Source organism: Nocardioides sp. AN3 (assembly GCF_054653495.1).
Map to the genome: position 1 here is coordinate 109,587 of NZ_BAAIGC010000008.1, position 17,040 is coordinate 126,626.

General features: G+C 69.3%; 16 protein-coding genes. 14 read left to right on the top strand and 2 right to left on the bottom strand.

Annotation, left to right across the window (positions count from 1 at the left end; translation table 11 throughout):
* Nucleotides 1-36 precede the first annotated feature (36 nt).
* Nucleotides 37-810, top strand: a complete 774-nt coding sequence (locus ACYQ1K_RS11525; protein WP_459983124.1) for a TIM barrel protein — start codon at nucleotides 37-39, stop codon at nucleotides 808-810.
* 57 nt (nucleotides 811-867) lie between these two features.
* On the opposite strand, the gene ACYQ1K_RS11530 is transcribed toward ACYQ1K_RS11525, so the two are convergent.
* Nucleotides 868-1,803, bottom strand: a complete 936-nt coding sequence (locus tag ACYQ1K_RS11530) for a LysR family transcriptional regulator (protein WP_459983125.1) — start codon at nucleotides 1,801-1,803, stop codon at nucleotides 868-870.
* A gap of 106 nt (nucleotides 1,804-1,909) precedes the next feature.
* Between ACYQ1K_RS11530 and ACYQ1K_RS11535 the strand changes: the two genes are divergently transcribed.
* The 6 genes from ACYQ1K_RS11535 to ACYQ1K_RS11560 all read left to right on the top strand — a co-directional run bounded on the left by ACYQ1K_RS11535 (nucleotide 1,910) and on the right by ACYQ1K_RS11560 (nucleotide 7,760).
* Entirely contained in the window at nucleotides 1,910-2,893 is a 984-nt protein-coding gene (locus ACYQ1K_RS11535) for a Gfo/Idh/MocA family oxidoreductase (RefSeq protein WP_459983126.1), read from the top strand.
* The gene (locus ACYQ1K_RS11540) at nucleotides 2,890-3,288 is read left to right on the top strand and encodes a C-glycoside deglycosidase beta subunit domain-containing protein (protein WP_459983127.1); all 399 of its coding nucleotides are present in this window, start codon (nucleotides 2,890-2,892) and stop codon (nucleotides 3,286-3,288) included. Before ACYQ1K_RS11535 ends, ACYQ1K_RS11540 begins: the two co-directional genes overlap by 4 nt.
* The gene (locus ACYQ1K_RS11545; RefSeq protein WP_459983128.1) at nucleotides 3,285-4,295 is read left to right on the top strand and encodes a sugar phosphate isomerase/epimerase family protein; all 1,011 of its coding nucleotides are present in this window, start codon (nucleotides 3,285-3,287) and stop codon (nucleotides 4,293-4,295) included. Before ACYQ1K_RS11540 ends, ACYQ1K_RS11545 begins: the two co-directional genes overlap by 4 nt.
* Before the next feature lie 274 nt (nucleotides 4,296-4,569).
* Entirely contained in the window at nucleotides 4,570-5,865 is a 1,296-nt protein-coding gene (locus tag ACYQ1K_RS11550; protein ID WP_459983129.1) for an ABC transporter substrate-binding protein, read from the top strand.
* Between the two features lie 76 nt (nucleotides 5,866-5,941).
* Nucleotides 5,942-6,916: a carbohydrate ABC transporter permease gene (locus ACYQ1K_RS11555; RefSeq protein ID WP_459983130.1), complete on the top strand. Its 975-nt coding sequence runs from the start codon at nucleotides 5,942-5,944 to the stop codon at nucleotides 6,914-6,916.
* A gap of 1 nt (nucleotide 6,917) precedes the next feature.
* Complete coding sequence (locus ACYQ1K_RS11560) at nucleotides 6,918-7,760, top strand: carbohydrate ABC transporter permease (RefSeq protein ID WP_459983131.1); 843 nt, start codon at nucleotides 6,918-6,920, stop codon at nucleotides 7,758-7,760.
* Nucleotides 7,761-8,548: 788 nt separating this feature from the next.
* On the opposite strand, the gene ACYQ1K_RS11565 is transcribed toward ACYQ1K_RS11560, so the two are convergent.
* Nucleotides 8,549-9,955 (bottom strand): MFS transporter, encoded by a 1,407-nt coding sequence (locus ACYQ1K_RS11565; protein ID WP_459983132.1) that lies wholly within the window; start codon nucleotides 9,953-9,955, stop codon nucleotides 8,549-8,551.
* A 220-nt stretch (nucleotides 9,956-10,175) separates the two neighbouring features.
* Here ACYQ1K_RS11565 and ACYQ1K_RS11570 point away from each other — a divergent pair, with 220 nt between their 5' ends.
* The 7 genes from ACYQ1K_RS11570 to ACYQ1K_RS11600 all read left to right on the top strand — a co-directional run bounded on the left by ACYQ1K_RS11570 (nucleotide 10,176) and on the right by ACYQ1K_RS11600 (nucleotide 17,033).
* Entirely contained in the window at nucleotides 10,176-11,174 is a 999-nt protein-coding gene (locus ACYQ1K_RS11570; RefSeq protein WP_459983133.1) for a sugar phosphate isomerase/epimerase family protein, read from the top strand.
* A 13-nt stretch (nucleotides 11,175-11,187) separates the two neighbouring features.
* On the top strand, nucleotides 11,188-11,601 hold the full coding sequence (locus ACYQ1K_RS11575) for a C-glycoside deglycosidase beta subunit domain-containing protein (protein WP_459983134.1): 414 nt from the start codon (nucleotides 11,188-11,190) through the stop codon (nucleotides 11,599-11,601).
* 31 nt (nucleotides 11,602-11,632) lie between these two features.
* Entirely contained in the window at nucleotides 11,633-12,763 is a 1,131-nt protein-coding gene (locus ACYQ1K_RS11580; protein ID WP_459983135.1) for an FAD-dependent monooxygenase, read from the top strand.
* A 22-nt stretch (nucleotides 12,764-12,785) separates the two neighbouring features.
* Entirely contained in the window at nucleotides 12,786-13,772 is a 987-nt protein-coding gene (locus tag ACYQ1K_RS11585; protein ID WP_459983136.1) for a VOC family protein, read from the top strand.
* A gap of 10 nt (nucleotides 13,773-13,782) precedes the next feature.
* Nucleotides 13,783-14,763, top strand: coding sequence for a fumarylacetoacetate hydrolase family protein (locus ACYQ1K_RS11590; RefSeq protein ID WP_459983137.1), 981 nt, complete (start codon nucleotides 13,783-13,785; stop codon nucleotides 14,761-14,763).
* A gap of 63 nt (nucleotides 14,764-14,826) precedes the next feature.
* Nucleotides 14,827-16,032, top strand: coding sequence for an alpha/beta hydrolase family protein (locus ACYQ1K_RS11595; RefSeq protein ID WP_459983138.1), 1,206 nt, complete (start codon nucleotides 14,827-14,829; stop codon nucleotides 16,030-16,032).
* Nucleotides 16,029-17,033, top strand: a complete 1,005-nt coding sequence (locus ACYQ1K_RS11600; protein ID WP_459983139.1) for a cyclase family protein — start codon at nucleotides 16,029-16,031, stop codon at nucleotides 17,031-17,033. Before ACYQ1K_RS11595 ends, ACYQ1K_RS11600 begins: the two co-directional genes overlap by 4 nt.
* The last annotated feature ends 7 nt before the right edge of the window (nucleotides 17,034-17,040 follow it).

Below are 17,040 nucleotides of genomic sequence, written 5' to 3' on the forward strand. Positions count from 1 at the left end.
ACTCGCACCACCGACCCGAAACCGAAAGGCACGAACGTGTATCAGCTCTCTCCCAACATCGACCTCCTGTTCACCGAGGCGGGGGAGCACCCCGACCGCGTGCGTGCGGCTGCCGCCGCCGGGTTCGACGCCGTCGAGATGTGGGGCACCTCCACGGTCGACGTCGACGCCCTGGCCGCTGCGCTCGAGGAGACCGGCGTCGCGTTGACGTCCGTGCTCGCTGAGCCGCGGACCAACTTCGCGCTGCCCTGGGAGACGATGGACGCCTTCAACGAGGGCTTGGCGCAGGGCGTGGAGAACGCCCGGCGTCTGGGATGTCCCCGCATCGTGCTCGGCTCGGGTGTCGGCTTCCCCGGCCAGAAGCGGAGCGAGAACCTCGAGCGTCTCGCCGAGATCTTCACCGAGGCCGTCCGGCGCACCCGGGGTTCCGGCGTGAAGCTCCTCCTCGAGCCGGTCAACACCCGGGTCGACCACCCGGGTGCGCTCACCGACCGGACCGAGGACGCGGTGATCGTCGCGCGGGCCGTCGGCTCGGACTCGTTCGGGATCCTCTACGACCTCTACCACTCGGTCACGATGGGGGAGGACCCTGCCACGGAGCTCGAGAACGCCGCCGGGCTCGTCGACTACGTGCAGATCGCCGACGCACCCGGGCGCGGCGAGCCGGGCAGCGGCGCGCTCGACTGGGAGACCCAGCTCGGCGTGCTGCGCGCCTCCGGGTACGACGGGCCGATCGGGCTCGAGTACTTCCCGACCATCTCCTCGGAGGAGTCGGTCAAGCACATCCGGGAGGTCGCCGCACGCGCCTGAGCGCGAGCCTTGAGCGTCTCGCCCACCCATGGGTGGGCGAGACACTCAACGCTTGCGTCAGGTGATCTCGATGCCCGCCTCGATGACGATCTCGCGCAGCCAGCGGTGCGCAGGGTCGACCTCATACATCGGGTGCCACCACATCGTCTCCACGAGCGGGGCGGCGTCGAAGGGCACCGGGAGGACCTTCACGTCCGACGTCCTCGCCAGCAGGTGACCGAGACGCTCCTGGACGAGCGCCACCCGGTCGGTGCCCGCGATGAGTGCGCCGAGCGTCAGGAAGTTCTCCGTCACGACCTCGGTGTGCGGCTCGAGCCCCTGCATCCGGAGCTGCTGCATCGCCGTGGTGAAGGCGGTGCGCTGGTTGAACGTCAGCACCCAGGGCATCTCGGCGAGGTCCTCGATCGTGATGCGGTCGTCGATCTTGGTGTTGTCGGCGCTCACGATGCAGGCCCAGTCGTCCTCGTAGACGTCGCGGTGCTTGAGGTCGGACAGGAACCCGTGGGGCATGATGACCAGGTCGTGCGTGCGCATCGACTCCGGCGCCGCATCGACGAGGGCGGGCGTCAGACCGAAGACATAGAGCTTCGACCGCGGTGACCGCTCGCGCACCCGGCGCGCGATCGCCGGGCCCAGCGCGGCGGTGCAGTAGTCGGACATGACGATCGAGAAGTCGCGCACGCTCGTCATCGGGTCGAACTCGCCGTCGCGGACGAAGACCCGATCGGTCGCGCGCAACGCCGTGCGCGTCGGCTCGAGGAGCTCCTTGGCCAACGGCGTGGCCTCGTAGGCGTTGCCGACGCGCGTGAGGAGCTCGTCACCGAAGTGACGGCGCAGCTTCGCCAGCGACGCGCTCATCGCCGGCTGGCTCAGGCCGAGCCGCGCGGCCGCCTTCGTGACGCTCTGCTCCTCCAGGATTGCGTCGAGGGCGCGCAGCAGATTCAGGTCGACCTCCCGCACCATCGGCGCAACTTCCTTTCCCAGCACATCCATCGGACCGATGCGGGCCATCGGCCCTCGCGGCTTCCTCAATCGTGTCGCCTTGGGAAGAGTGACGCAAGGCACACGCCGTGTCGACGCACCTCGCGGAGGAACCGACTTGTCACGCCAGAAGACCACGACCAGCTCGGGTGGACAGACCACCCGGGTCGCCATCGTCGGACCGCAGCGTCCCGACGTCCTCGCGCTCGTGCACGAGTCCGGTGCCGACGTCGTCTCCGACCAGGCAGACGCCGAGGTCATCCATCTCAGCGTCGAGCCCGACGCGGCTGCCGGGGCGCTCTCCGACCTTCTCGGCCGGGTCCGGTGCGTCGTGATGCACGAATGGTCCGCGGTTGGCGGCGTCGGCGACCTCGAGGCTGTCGCTGCACAGGCCGAGGCCGCCGGCACCGTTGTCGCGGTCCCGTTCGTGCACCGCTACTACCCGATGGTCAGGCTCGCCCGCCGGCGGATCCGCAGCGGCACGCCGGGCCCGCTGCACATGCTCCACGGGTGGGCGGCGCCCTCGGCGCTCCCGGCGTACGGCGACCTGCTGGAGTTCACCACCGGCCACCGCATCGAGCGTGTCGTGACGACGTCGGTCGCCGCGACATCGCTGAGCTCGATCGACGGACGAGCCGAGATCCCCGGGGCAAGGGGCGTGCTCTTCCAGACCGACCGGGGCGCCGCCGGCACACTGGCCGTCAGCCAGACCCGCCCAGTCGAAGGCGGCACGCTGCTGATGGCGCTCGACGGCGTCGAGGAGTCGGTCGTCTTCCACGAGGGACGCCCCGAGGTGCTCGACGTCATGGGGTTCCGCGGCGCCCAGCGGTTCCAACGCGGGGTGGGCGCCGACGTCTCGCGCTACTCGACGCAGCCTCCCGGCCGGCCTCAGGGCTTCCGCGACTGCTGGTCGTCCTTCGTGGCCGACGCGCATGCCACGGCCCCCGGACGCGAGCCCGACGGGCTGCCGACGCTCCACGACCTCGTCCGCATGGCCCATGTCGCCGCCGCCATCCAGGAGTCGGACGAGACCGGCGCCTGGGTGGTCGTGACCGGCCACGAGCTCGACGTACTCACCATCACGGAAGGAAAGACAGCGTGACACTCGAAGCACAGGTGCTCGGCGACACAGCCGTACGCGCCGCCGACGGTGGCTACGAGGTGGACCTCCACCTCGCCTGGTACCGCTCCCTGCCACTGTCCTGCCTGGAAGGCATCGACCTCACCATCGACGATGTGACGAGCGAGCGCTCGGCGCTTCGGGTCGACGTCGGCGGCTTGGAGCTCGGCCTCGACGACCTTCCCGGTCTCGACGACGAGTGGTGGTTCGTGCAGGACGCACTCACGGTGCGTGTCCCCTCCGAGCGGCCGCAGCCCGCGGGCACCGAGATCGACGTGGACGTCGTGCTGGCGACCCGCGTCCCCTACATCATCATCGGCCCCGACATGGCGCTGGTGCAGCGGACCCATGTGGTCAAGAAGGTGGTCGTGCAATGAGCATCATGCTGGGCACCACGCTCTACTCGATGACGAACGAGTGGCTGGCAGGTCAGTACACACTCTCGAGCCTCATCGACGAGGTCGGACGCCGCGGCCTCGGGCCGGGCGTCGAGGTCATCGGCTTCCAGTCGCTCCGCGGGTTCCCGAACAAGGTGCCCGATGAGGAGCTGCGCGCGTTGAGGGACGCCATCGAGCGCAACGGCCTGGTGCCGACGTCGCTCGCCTCCAACGCCGACATCGCGCTTCGCGCCGACCAGTGGATGGACGTCGACCGCAGCGTCGAGTACATGCGACCGCAGATCGAGCTGGCCGGCGAGCTGGGGTTCCCCGTCGTCCGCACGCAGATCGGGCTGACCCCCGAGGTCCTGGAGAAGATCGAGCCGATCGCCGCCAAGGCAGGCGTCAAGCTCGGCATGGAGGTCCACGCGCCGGAGGGTCCGAACACGCCGAAGGTGATGGCGACGCGCGAGGCCTACGCCCGGATCGACTCCGAGTACCTCGGCTTCGTCCCCGACTTCAGCAGCTGCATGCGCGCCATCCCCGTCGGGATGCTCGACAAGCTGCGTCGCGACGGACTCTCGGACGAGGGCATCGAGTCGCTCAAGCGCGCCTGGGAGGCGCCGGGGGCGCCCTTCCAGCGGTACGGCCAGTTCGCCGCCGAGTGCGCAGAGCGAGGCGAGCCCGAGCTCCCCGTCGGGTTCGCGCGTCTGGTCTTCACGATGTTCGGCCGCGAGAACCTCGAGGACTGGCGCGAGGTCCTGCCGCAGGTGGTCCACATCCACGGCAAGTTCTACGACGTCGACGAGAGCCTCGAGTCTCCGTCGATCGACTACGAGTCGATCATGAAGGTGTTCTCCGAGCTCGACCGCACGGTCTCGATGTCGACGGAATGGGAGGGCCACGCCTACCTCGACGCGGACGAGCAGAATGCCTTCGACATGGTCGCGCGGCATCACGCGATGTGCCGGCGCTTCCTCGGCGAGGACGGCATCGCCACGGCCTGATCCTGATCGCCTGATCCTGCGTCTTCGAGTGGCTCTCCGCACCGGTCTCCGGTGCGGAGAGCCGCTGCGTGCTGGTGCGCCATGCCTCGTGCGGCCGCTCCACCGCTCCTCTTCGCCGGCTGGACGTGGCGGCCCTCACACCGCATCCACAGTGCTGATGGCGAGGATCGGAAGACACCTGTTCCCCGGGGCGAATGGCCTGAGCCACAGTGGCGGAGTTCACATCAGTGTCGGTCCGCTCCGGGGCGGCGACGACGAGCCAAGGAAGAATCAGATGACCAGAACCACGAGGCTCCGCCTGACGGCGATGGCCGTCCTGCCCGTCATCGGCACCAGCCTTCTCGCCGCGTGCGGTTCGAGTGACGGTGGCAGCAAGAACGGCGCCGAGCCGCAGTCGATCACCTTCTCCTACCAGATCGCCAACCCGAACGCGAAGAGCGTCTTCGCGACCCTGGCCCAGGACTACGAGAAGTCGCACCCGGGCGTCAAGATCAAGACCAACCCGATCGCGCTGAACACCTACGGCAGCACACTCACCACGCAGCTGCAGGCTGGCAACGGTCCCGACGTCTTCTTCGTCAACGCCGGCAGCGGTCAGGCCGGCTCGGTCACCGAGCTCGCGCAGGCCGGCAAGCTGCTCGACCTCACCGGCAAGGTCAACGCCGACGTGGTGCCCGACAACGCCAAGGACCTCTTCTACCTCAACAGCAAGCTCGTCGCGATCCCGCCGTACCTCGCTCCGACTGGGCTCATCTACAGCCCCGCTGCAGCCAAGGACGCCGGCATCTCGATCGACGCGACGACGACGCTCGACCAGGTGATCGCGCAATGCAAGACGGCCAAGAGCAAGGGCAAGGCCGTCTTCGGGCTCGCCGGTGCGATGGCACCCAACACGGCCATCTTCACCTCCGCACTCGCCGGGGACACCGTGTACGGCCCGGAGCCGGACTGGAACCAGAAGCGGGCCAAGGGCGAGGTCAAGTTCGCCACCAGCGACGGCTGGAAGTCCGCCCTGCAGGCCATGAAGGACCTCAACGACAGCGGCTGCTTCCAGGACGGCGCCGCCGGTGCCGGCTTCGACGCCCTCACCAACGGCATGGGCCAGGGCAAGATGACGGCCTTCAGCGCCCCCGGCGGTGGCGCGAAGGACATCATGGACTCCACGCACGGCGCCGTCACCCTCACCGTGCTGCCGATGCCGGCCCCCTCGGGCTCCGAGACCTATCTGATGGCCGGCACCCCCGACGCGCTCGCCGGCAACGCGAAGACGAAGAGCCCGAAGCTGGTCTCCGACTTCCTCAACTGGATCACGCAGCCCGCGCAGACCGAGGCGACCGCGGAGGCGTCCGGCGAAGTTCCCGTCGGCAAGGTCGACACCTCCAAGCTCCTTCCGCAGTACGCCGGCGTGAAGGACCTCATCGACCAGAACAAGACCGCCCCCTACGGCTACCTCGGCTGGCCCAACGGCGAGGTCTACAACGCGCTCGGCACCGGCGTCACCGGCCTGCTGACCGGCCAGAAGAGCGTCGACGACGTGCTCAAGGCGATGGACGACGCCTGGGGCAACTGACCCACCCTCGGCGGTGAGGGCCGACCCCGGCCCTCACCGCCGCTGATCCACACCCAGGACGACGAGAGGCGAACCCATGAGCGCGACGACATCCGCGACGCTCGCAGACCAGCCCAATCCCTCGGCAGAGCGCGGGACTCAGCCCGGACGCAAGAAGCGGTCGGGGCGGGGCCGCGCCGGCGGCTTCTCCGCAGCGGTGCCCGCCTGGTGGGCACTGCCCGGGATCGCCCTGGTCCTGGCACTGATCTACGTGCCGACGCTCCTCGGGGGCTTCTACGCCTTCACCGACTGGAGCGGCATCGGCGGCTGGAGCTTCGTCGGTCTCGACAACTTCGTCAAGATCTTCCACACCGACGAGCTGATCGGCGCCCTGAAGAACACCATCCTGCTCGCGGTCGGGTTCGTCGTGCTGACCAACGTCATCGGGCTCCTCTTCGCCCTCGCGCTCAACCGCACGCTCAAGACGCGCTACCTGCTCCGCACCCTGCTCTTCATGCCCGTGGTGCTCGCCCCGATCGCGGTCTCCTACATCTGGAGCTTCATCTTCGCCTTCGACGGGCCGCTCAACCAGGCGCTCGGCGGGGCCCACCTCGGCTCGCTCAAGCACGACTGGCTCGCCGACCCGACACTGGCGAAGCTGTGCGTCCTCGCGGTCATGGTGTGGCAGAACGTCGGCCTCGTCATGGTGATCTATCTGGCCGGCCTCGCGGTCGTCCCGGTCGAGATCGAGGAGGCGGCGGCCATCGACGGCGCCGGCCGCTGGAGCAGGTTCGTGCACATCACGCTTCCGACGATCCGACCGGCCGTGGCGATCGCCACCACCCTCATGCTGATCCAAGGACTCCGTGTCTTCGACCAGATCATGGCCCTCACCGGCGGCGGCCCGTCGGGCGCCACCCAGACGCTGGCGACCGAGATCTACCAGCAGACGCTGGTGTTCGGGAAGTTCGGCTTCGGCGCCGCACTCGCACTGCTGCTCAGCGTCCTGATCGTCCTCTTCTCCGTGGTCCAGCAGCTCATCACCCGTGAGCGTTCCGAGGCGGGAGCCTGACATGTTCCGATACCGCGGTCGCACCCTGGCGCTCGAGATCGTCATGATCCTGGTGACGCTGGCGTGGCTCTCACCCTTCTGGCTCCTGCTGATGACGGCGTTCAAGCCCGGCGAGGACGTCCTCCAGTCGCCGGCCTTCCAGCCTCCGAAGCATCCGACCCTCGACAACTTCAAGTCCCTGCTCGAGTCGGCGAACGGCGCGTCCAGCAGCATCGTCAAGGGTCTCGAGAACAGCATCATCATCACCGCCGGCAGCGTCATCGGGCTGATCGCCTTCGGGTCGATCACGGCGTACGCGCTGGTGCGGAGCAAGAGCCGGTGGACCAACCGGTCCTACTTCCTCTTCCTCATCGCCATCATCCTGCCCACGCAGCTCGGCGTGCTGCCGCTCTACGTCGAGGCCCGCAACCTCGGGCTCGTCGGGACCAGGATCGGCATGATCATCGTCTACACCGGCGTCCTGCTGCCGCTTGCCGTCTTCCTGTACGCCGGCTTCTTCAAGACCCTGGCCCCCGAGTACGAGGAGGCCGCCACGATCGACGGCGCGTCGAAGTTCCAGACGTTCATCCGCGTGGTCTTCCCACTCATGGCGCCGGCGACCGGGACCGTCGCCATCCTCGGCGGCCTCATCGTCTGGAACGACTTCTTCACCTCGCTCATCTTCCTCAACGGCTCCTCGGTCCAGACCCTGCCGGTGGTCATGTACAACTACGTCGGCTCCCTCGTCTCGCAGTGGAACCTCGTCTTCGCCATCGTGCTGCTCTCGATGATCCCCATCCTGGCGTTCTACGTCGTCGCCCAGAAGCGGTTCATCCAGGGCTTCAGCGGGGGCCTCAAGAGCTGAGCAGGCTCAGACGGTCACCTGACTTCCGCCGAGCGGGCGCAGATGGCCGGGCAGATCCCGTCGAACGGGCGCAGATGGCCGGGCAGATTCCGCCGAGCGGGCGCAGATGTTCGCGTGTCGTGGGCATCTGCGCCCGCTCGACGTTTCTGCGGCGGGCATCTGCGCCTGCTCGCGGTTAGCCGACGTACGGCCGCGGCTCATCGAGATGGCCCGCGGGCGACGCCCGCTGCCAACGGCCGCCGCCGACGGACGCAGACCCCGCACCATGAGCGTGCACCTGCCCAGGACCGCGAGCAGACTGACCTGGACGGCGACAACATCGACCGGTCTGGCGACCCGCAGGCTCGGCGCCGAGGATTCGCAACTGGTCTCAATGGGCAGATCTTCGGCGCGCGGATGAACCTATTGAGAACAGTTGCGAGCAGCGCCGGTCAGCAGACGACGCGCTTTTGGCGACACCGCAGGTTCGGCGCCGAGGATTCGCAACTGGTTTCAACGGGCAGATCTTCGGCGCGCGGATCAACCCCTTGAGGCCAGTTGCGATCAGCGCCGGTCAGCAGACGACGGGCTTCCGGCGACACCGCGGCGGTCAGCCGACATTTCGGCGGGCATCTGCGCCCGCTCGCCACGTCTCGGGCGGGCATCTGCGCCCGGTCGCGGCGTCTCGGGCGGGCATCTGCGCCCGCTCGCCGCGTCTCGGGCGGGCATCTGCGCCCGCTCGGCGTTTCTGCGGTGGGTATCTGCGCCCGGTCGCGGTGTCTCGGGCGGGCATCTGCGCCTGCTCGCGTTCAGCCGACGTGCGAGGACAGGCGCCGGTCGGGGAGTGCTAGGGAGACGGCCGCGCCGGCCAGGAGGACCAGCATCAGCGCAACGAACACCGTCGGCACAGCGTCGGCGACGCCGGCACCCAGGTCGTGGCCGCGGCCATGAGCCGCGAACGCAGCCCCGATGCTCGCAGCGCCCACCGTCACGCCGAGCTCCCGGACCAGTGAGACCGTCGAGGTGGCAGATCCGACGTGCTCGGCCGGCGCAGCATCCTGAGCGGCGATGGTGACCACCTGCATGAAGAAGCCGGCGCCCAGGCCGAGGAGGGCGATAGCGGCTGCGGCGTGCCCGATGCTCCAGGACGCGTCGAGCCTCGAGAGCCACGCCATCGCGAGAGCGCCGAGCAGGCAGCCGATGAGAGGAAGCCGCCGGTAGTGTCCCGTCCGCGCCGTCCATCGGCCGGTGGACATTGTGGAGACCATCATGCCGAGCACGAGCGCGAGCAGGATGGCGCCCGACATCGTGGGCCGCAGGCCGAGCACGGACTGCACGACGGTCGGCAGGTAGCCGACGAGCCCGAACACCGCGGCACCGTTGACGAGGCCGATGCAGCTCGCGATGGCGACGGTTCGGTTGCGCAGGACGCCGATCGGGATGAGCGGGTCGCTGTGCGTCAGCATCCGATGAGCGAAGGCGACAGCGCAGACGAGCGTGGCGACCACGATCGCCAGCGTCGTCGGGGACAGCAACGACCCCAGCTGACCCGTCGCGAGAACGACGACTCCGGTGACCGAGACGGCATACAGGCCGAACCCGCGCAGGTCGAGGTCGCCGCCGCCTCCCGAGGCGCGCGGGCGGGGGACGGCGCGGTAGGCCAAGGTCCAGGCGACGGCGCCGAGGGGCAGGTTCACCCAGAAGATCCACCGCCAGCCGACGGTGTCGGTCAACGTCCCGCCGAGCAGGGGCGACACCACGCTCGAGACGGCGAAGACGAGGCCCACCGGCGCCATGAAGCGAGCACGCTCGCGCGCCGGCACGGCATCGGCGACGACGGCTTGCGACATCACGAGCACGCCGCCGCCGGCGATGCCCTGCACGATGCGCAGCGCGACGAGCAGGTGCATGCTGGTCGCCAGGCCGCACGAGCCGGAGGCGACGACGAACGCGGCGATACTCCCCAGGAACAGGACGCGCCGCCCACGCAGGTCTCCCAGCCGGCCGAAGAGCGGCATGGCGAGCGTCATCGCGAGCGTGTAGCCGGCGAAGACCCAGCCCACGCCCGCGCGGCCGCCGACGTCCGAGACGATGGCCGGCAGTGCCGTGGCGACGATCGTCTGGTCCATGGCGGTCAACAGGGTCACGACGAGCAGCGCCGGCAGCAGGCCGCGGGGACCGGCAGTGCGCACCGACGCGGGCGAGCGATCAAGCACGAGGCGTTCCTCACCTTCCGGTGATGACGCGGCGATGTGCGCGAAGCCCGGCGTCGCCGGGCCCGACGGGTGGCGCGCAGCGGCTGCCGACCCCGACGTCGGGCTCCACATTAACCTTCGACCGAGCTCCGACGACGCCGAGCGGGCATCGAAGTAGCCGATGTCGTGCATCGCCACATCAGGGTTCCCGGGGCTGTGCCGTCCGCCACATCCTGAGGCCGTGTCCATCAAACGCGGAGTCAGCCTCTACAGCTATCAGGAGGAGTTCTTCCTCCGGACGATGTCGCTGGAGGACTGCATCGCCCACGCTGCGTCCATCGGCGCCCACGGGATCGAGGTCATTCCGGAGCAGTCGCTGGTCGGCTACCCGAACATCACCGACGCGCAGATCGCCCAGTGGCACCAGTGGATGGCGACATACGGCACCACGACCAGCGCCACCGACCTCTTCCTCGACACCTTGCGATACCGGGACCGGTGGTTGACTCATGAGGAGCAGCTCGCCTCCTTCCGTGCCGACATCGATCTCGCCGTCCGGCTCGGCGCGAGGGTGATCCGAGCGATCATCAACACGCCGCCGGAGGTCATGAGGGATGCCGCGCCCTATGCCCGCGAGGCCGGCGTACGGCTCCTCCTCGAGGTGCACGCGCCCTTCCACTACGAGCACCCCTGGATCCTCGAGCACCTCGAGGTGATGCACGCCGAGGGCGGCGTCGCCCTCGGTCTGATGCCGGACATGGGCACGTTCGTGGCGCGGTTCCCGCGGGTCGTCTCCGAGAGGGCGCTGCGCGATGGCGCTCGCCCGGAGCTGGTCGACTACATCGTCAAGCTGTACGACGACCACGGCGACACCCACGCCCTGATGGACATCATCCACTACCGCGGTGGCGGCCCGGTCGAGATGGGGCTGGCGCGACAGGCCACACACTTCATCTACCGCGAGCCCGAGGAGATGCTCCCGCACATGGACCTGGTCGGCCACATCCAGGCGAAGTTCTACGAGATGGTCGACGAGACGGCGGAATACAGCATCCCCTACGACCGCATCGTCCCCGTGCTGGAGAAGGGCGGCTTCGACGGCTACCTCTCCAGCGAGTACGAGGGCAACCGGCACATTCAGGACGCTCACCCGATCGACAGTCGCGAGCAGGTACGTCGCCAGCACGCGATGTTCTCCTCGCTGCTCGGCGAGACCGGCCCCCGCAACGAAGCGATCTGAGAGAGAGCCTGCTGTGTTCGACCAGTACATCATCTGCGACGACAGCCTCCGGGCGGACGACACCGGCGCTGGATTCACCGACGCTCGATCCACCGACACCGCCTCCTATGTGGTCGACGTGCGCATGCCGTACTACCGCGGCCTCGGCCTCTCCATGGTCGAGGGCGTCGATCTCACCGTCGACGGCGTCGCGGTGCCGGCCGAGGCCACGACCTTCGCCGTGCACGGCAACGGCTACCGGATGATCGAGCTGCCGGACGTCCTCGACGACCGCTGGGAGATGGGCGAGCCCGCGCAGATCGGCTTCACCCTCGGTAAGCCTCTCGCGACCGGCGACCACGAGGTCACGGCGGTCGTGCGCCTGCGCATCTCCTACATGCCCGTCCCTGGCGGCGGCCGCGACACCAAGACGCTCGTGCTGGCGTGACGCCGCACCTCCCACCTCCAAGGAGCCACCCATGACCGCCGTACAGTCCGTCCTCGTCATCGGCGCGGGCGCCGCCGGTGCCACGACCGCGATCCTCCTTGCGGAGCAAGGGGTGTCGGTCGACCTCATCGACATCAAGCCCGACGTGAGCGCGCTCGGGTCGGGCATCACGCTGCAGGGCAACGCGCTGCGAGTGCTGCGTGACCTCGGCGTCTGGGACGCCGCATCGGCCCGCGGCTACGCGTTCGACACCCTCGGCCTGCGGGCGCCTGACCCGAATGGAACCCTCCTCGTCGAGCTCACCGACGTCCGCACCGGAGGCGAGGACCTGCCCGCCACCATGGGCATGTATCGCCCCGACCTCGCGCGCATCCTCGTCGATCGAGCAGTCGACGCGGGGGCGAAGGTCCGGTTCAGCACCAGCTGCACCGCGCTCGACCAGGACGAGACCGGCGTCACCGTCACCTTCGCGGACGGTTCGTCCGGCCGCTACGACCTGGTCGTCGGTGCCGACGGCGTGCGCTCCTGGACGCGCGCCGAGATCGGCATCGAGCTCGAGACCCGCAGCACGGGCATGGGCATCTGGCGCATCTTCGCACCGCGTCCGCAGTCGGTGACGCGCACGGACCTGATCTACGGCGGGCCGTGCTACATCGCGGGCTACTGCCCGACCGGTGAGGACAGCCTGTACGCCTACCTGGTGGAGGACGCCCAGGACCGCTCACACCTGAGCGCCGAGCAGTCCCTCGAGGTCATGCGCGGTCTGGCGGAGGCCTACCACGGCCCCTGGGACGAGATCCGCGCGTCGATGACCGATCCGACGCGCGTGAACTACACCTGGTTCGAGACCCACGTCCTCGAGGGACCGTGGAACCGCGGGCGTGTCGTCGTGATCGGCGACGCCGCGCACACCTGCCCACCGACCCTGGCCCAGGGTGCGGCGCAGGCGTTGGAGGACGCGTCGGTGCTCGCCGAGCTCCTGCTCGCCCACGACGAGGTCACCGAGGAGCTGTGGTCCGCCTTCGGCGACCGCCGCCAGGCCCGCGCGGGCGAGGTCGTCGCGGCCTCGGTGCAGCTCGGCCAGTGGCTGCTCGACCACGAGCAGGGCGACTTCCCCGGGCTCATGGCGCGCATCGCCCACCTCCTCGCAGAACGCCCCTGATGACACCAGCAAAGGAAACTCGATGACCGAGCAGACCATCAACGCGCCCGTCGATGCCCCTGTCAACGAGCACGGCGAGCGACTCATCACCCACCTGCGCCACGTGGATCTGGCGGTGCCGGACTACGACAAGCAGCTCCGCTTCTACACCGAGATGTGGGGACTCAAGCCGGAGACCACCGACGACGGGATCGCGTTCCTTGCCGCCGAGGGGTCGCCCGAGCAGTACTCCGTCCGGCTGCGTAGGGCCGAGGAGAAGCGGCTCGACCTCATCTCCTTCGGCGCCGCCACGCCCGAGGACGTCGACACGATGGCCCAGAGCCTCGCCAGCGACGGTGTCCAGCTCGTCGCCGAGCCGGACAAGATGAGCACTCCCGGCGGCGGCTACGGGTTCCGGTTCTTCGACAACGACGGCCGAACGATCGAGATCTCCGCCGACGTCGACGTCCGCCAGCACCGCAAGATCGAGGAGGGCGAGTCGATCCCGGTCAAGCTCTCCCACGTCGTCATCAACTCGCCCAACCCTGAGGCGACGGTGGCGTTCTACGAGAAGCACCTGAGGTTCGCGCTGTCCGACACCCTGTTCTCGCCGCACATGGGCGAGGTCATGTGGTTCATGCGGACCAACCCCGCGCACCACAGCCTGGCGATCGCCCGAGGCCCTCACGTCGCGTTGCACCACGCCTCCTTCGAGATGCGCGGCATCGACGAGTACATGCGCGGCACCGGCCGGCTCCTGCGTGCCGGCGTCGAGAAGATCTGGGGCCCGGGCCGGCACATGGCCGGCAACAACACCTTCAGCTACTTCCTCGACCCGCACGGCAACACCATCGAGTACACCACCGAGCTCGAGGAGCTCGACGAGGACACCTGGCACCCCCATCTCTACGACTTCTCCGACCCTGAGGTCACCGATCAGTGGGGCACGGCCAACCCGATGAACGAGCTCGTGGCCAAGCAGTCCTTCAACGACCCCGACCGCGGCGTCTTCGTCGCGCCGCCCGTCTGATCGCGTCGAGATGAGACTCGCCACCTGTCGCACCGAGCTCGGCGCCGAGACCGTCGGCGTGGTCGAGGGCGACCGCGTCCACGCGTTCTCGGCGGGGCTCACGATGCTCGACGTCATCGAGGGTGGTCTCGACCGGGCACGCGAGCTCGCCGAGACCGCGCGCCAGGCCGACGGGGTGCCGCTCGCCGATGTGGTGCTCCTCCCGCCGCTGAGTCCCACGAGCATCCGGGACTTCGTCGCCTTCGAGGAGCACGTGGAGGGGGTACGCCGCAGCATCGACGGAGCCTCCGGCGTGACGTACGCGTGGTACGACGCCCCGACGTTCTACTTCACCAACCCCCACACGGTCGTCGGCGACGGCGATCTGGTCGAGTTCCCGGAGCGGTCCAAGGCCCGTGACCTCGAGCTCGAGGTGGCCGTCGTGGTCGGTCGCGAGGGCCGCTCGCTCGACGTCGACCAGGCCTCCGAGGCGATCTTCGGCTACACGATCCTCAACGACTGGTCGGCCCGGGACCTGCAGGGCCGGGAGATGCAGGTGGGCCTCGGTCCGGCCAAGGGCAAGGACTTCGCCAGCACCCTGGGCCCGTGGATCGTCACCGCGGACGAGCTCGAGGGCTACAAGGACGCCGACGGCTTCCTCCAGCTGCGCTGCACCGTGGAGATCAACGGCGAGGTCGTCGGCCACGACCTGCTCTCCAACATGGGCTGGACCTTCGAGGCGATGATCGCCTACGCGTCCCGCGACAGCCGGGTGCTGCCCGGCGACGTGCTCGGCTCCGGGACCGTCGGCAACGGCGGCTGCCTCGCCGAGCTGTGGGGGGTGCGGGGCGAGCAGAGCCCGCCGCCCCTGGTCGACGGCGACGTCGTCGCCGTCACCGTCGAGGGCATCGGCACCCTCACCAACCGGGTCGGCACGGCGCCCACAGCACCCTCGCTCCCCTCGTTCCGCAAGCCGTCACGGCAGCGTGAGCCCGCCGCTCGTCCCTCCTGAGGTCGCGCCGCCGACCGATCAACCGACCGACGCACGACCCACGACGACCCTGAAGAAGGAACGATGTTCGAGTACTTCCCCGGCAACTACGTCTGGAACCTGGGCGTCGTCGCCACGCTCAACAGCGGTGGCCTGATCGACGAGGTCGACCGTGCCTGCCGACCGCTGCGTGACCTCGCCGCACAGGGCGCCGACCTCGGCACGGCCCAGTTCATGGCGGCCTGGCGGGAGGTCGCCGACCAGCTCGAGGAGCAGGCCGCCGAGGCCGAGAAGGCCGGGCACCTGCGCACCGCCGGGCAGAAGTACTTCCGCGCCTCGGTCTACGTCTCGCAGGCCGAACGGATGCAGAGTGCCCGCGACGCGAGCAGGAACGTCGAATACCAGCGCAGCGTCGACCTGCTGATGCGCTCGTTCGAGCTCATCGAGCCGCGCACCACCAGGGTCGAGGTGCCGTACGCCGAGGACGCCAGCGACGGACCGAGCAGCACCAGCCTGCCGGCGTACTTCCACGACGCCTCGACGCAGGGCGAGCCCACGCCGGTGATGATCGTGTGGAACGGCTTGGACTCGACCAAGGAGATGATGGTCGGGTCGGGCGTCCACCACGAGCTGGCGGCCCGTGGCATCTCGACGCTGATGGTCGACTGTCCCGGCAGCGGCGAGGCGCTGCGGCTGCGGGGCCTGACCGCTCGCGTCGACACCGAGGCCTGGGCGGCCGCGTGCGTGGACTACCTCGAGACACGCCCTGATGTACGCACCGACCGGATCGGCCTGGTCGGCTGGTCGCTCGGCGGCTACTACGCCCCGCGAGCCGCGGCGTTCGAGAAGCGCCTCGCGCTGGTGGTGGCCTGGGGTGCGAACCACAACTGGGGGGCCGTGCAGAAGCGACGCCTCGAGCGGGAGGGGGAGAACCCGGTCCCGCACTACTGGGACCACGTGCTGTGGGTGTGGGGCGAGACCGACCTCGACACGTTCATCGAGAAGTCCGAGGCCGTCCACCTCGACGGCGTCGTGGAGCAGATCACCGTGCCGTTCCTCATCGCGCACGGCGAGAACGACCGGCAGATCCCGCTCGCCTACGCCCACCGCTCCTACGACCAGGCCGTCAACAGCCCGAAGCGCGAGCTGCGGACCTTCACTCCGGACGAGGGCGCGACCGAGCACATCGGCCTCGACCACTTCCCGCACGTCGTCACCTACCTCGCGGACTGGGTGATGGACACCTTCGCCGAGCTGGACGCGGGCACGCTCGAGAGGTCGTTGGGATGAGCCCGGCCGACATCGACCGGACGGACCCGGAGGGCACGATCGCGAAGGCGGTCGCGCGGGTGTCGAACTGGGGACGCTGGGGTGAGGACGACGTCCGAGGCACGATGAACTTCCTCACCGACGACAAGCGCCGCGAGGCAGCGGCGCTGGTGCGCACCGGGCAGTCGATCTCGTTGTCGCTGCCGTTCGACATGGACGGCCCGCAGAACGGCTGGCGGCGTCGTACCAACCCCGTGCACACGATGCTCGACAGCGGCGCCGACGCCGTCGCCGGCGTGCAGGGGTTCCCGCACGGGATCGGCGGCGCCGACGACGTGATCGCCATGCCGCTGCAGTGCTCGACCCAGTGGGATGGACTCGGGCACATCTTCGACCACGGCAAGGCGTGGAACGGTCGCCCGGCCGAGAAGGTCGTCACCGGCCTCGGTGACGCGGTGACCGGCATCGAGACCGTCGCCGACGTCGTCTGCGGCAGGGGAGTGCTCCTAGACGTGGGCCGGGTCCTCGGCCAGTCGAGCGGCACCGACGGCGAGCTGCCCGACGGGTTCGCCATCACCGAGGAGCACCTCGAGGCCACCATCGCCGCCCAAGGTCCGAGCGCGACCGTCGGCACCGGCGACATCGTCGTCGTCCGCACGGGCCAGCTCACCCGCGCGCGCCGCGGCGTGGCCGCGGGCCAGGGCTGGGGCGGGTACGCCGGCGGCGCCGCGCCCGGCCTCTCGTTCAGCACCGTGGACTGGCTGCACCGCACCGAGATCGCCGCCATCGCCACCGACACCTGGGGCTTCGAAGTGCGGCCGAACGAGTTCGACGAGGCCTTCCAGCCGCTGCACCAGGTCGCGATCCCGAACATGGGCCTCTTCATCGGCGAGATGTGGGACCTCGACGGGCTCGCCGACGCGTGTGCGGCTGACCGTCGCTACGACTTCTTCCTCACCGCAGCACCCTTGCGCGTCACCGGTGCCGTCGGGGCGCCCGTCAACCCGATCGCCGTTCGCTGACGACTAG

What these genes read in the sequence shown, in the direction of transcription:
- ACYQ1K_RS11590 (WP_459983137.1), top strand. Translation starts at nt 13,783, where the DNA reads ATGAGACTCGCCACCTGTCGCACCGAGCTCGGCGCCGAGACCGTCGGC.
- ACYQ1K_RS11585 (WP_459983136.1), top strand. Translation starts at nt 12,786, where the DNA reads ATGACCGAGCAGACCATCAACGCGCCCGTCGATGCCCCTGTCAACGAG.
- ACYQ1K_RS11560 (WP_459983131.1), top strand. Translation starts at nt 6,918, where the DNA reads ATGTTCCGATACCGCGGTCGCACCCTGGCGCTCGAGATCGTCATGATC.
- ACYQ1K_RS11580 (WP_459983135.1), top strand. Translation starts at nt 11,633, where the DNA reads ATGACCGCCGTACAGTCCGTCCTCGTCATCGGCGCGGGCGCCGCCGGT.
- ACYQ1K_RS11555 (WP_459983130.1), top strand. Translation starts at nt 5,942, where the DNA reads ATGAGCGCGACGACATCCGCGACGCTCGCAGACCAGCCCAATCCCTCG.
- ACYQ1K_RS11530 (WP_459983125.1), bottom strand. Translation starts at nt 1,803, where the DNA reads ATGGATGTGCTGGGAAAGGAAGTTGCGCCGATGGTGCGGGAGGTCGAC.
- ACYQ1K_RS11545 (WP_459983128.1), top strand. Translation starts at nt 3,285, where the DNA reads ATGAGCATCATGCTGGGCACCACGCTCTACTCGATGACGAACGAGTGG.
- ACYQ1K_RS11600 (WP_459983139.1), top strand. Translation starts at nt 16,029, where the DNA reads ATGAGCCCGGCCGACATCGACCGGACGGACCCGGAGGGCACGATCGCG.
- ACYQ1K_RS11550 (WP_459983129.1), top strand. Translation starts at nt 4,570, where the DNA reads ATGACCAGAACCACGAGGCTCCGCCTGACGGCGATGGCCGTCCTGCCC.
- ACYQ1K_RS11595 (WP_459983138.1), top strand. Translation starts at nt 14,827, where the DNA reads ATGTTCGAGTACTTCCCCGGCAACTACGTCTGGAACCTGGGCGTCGTC.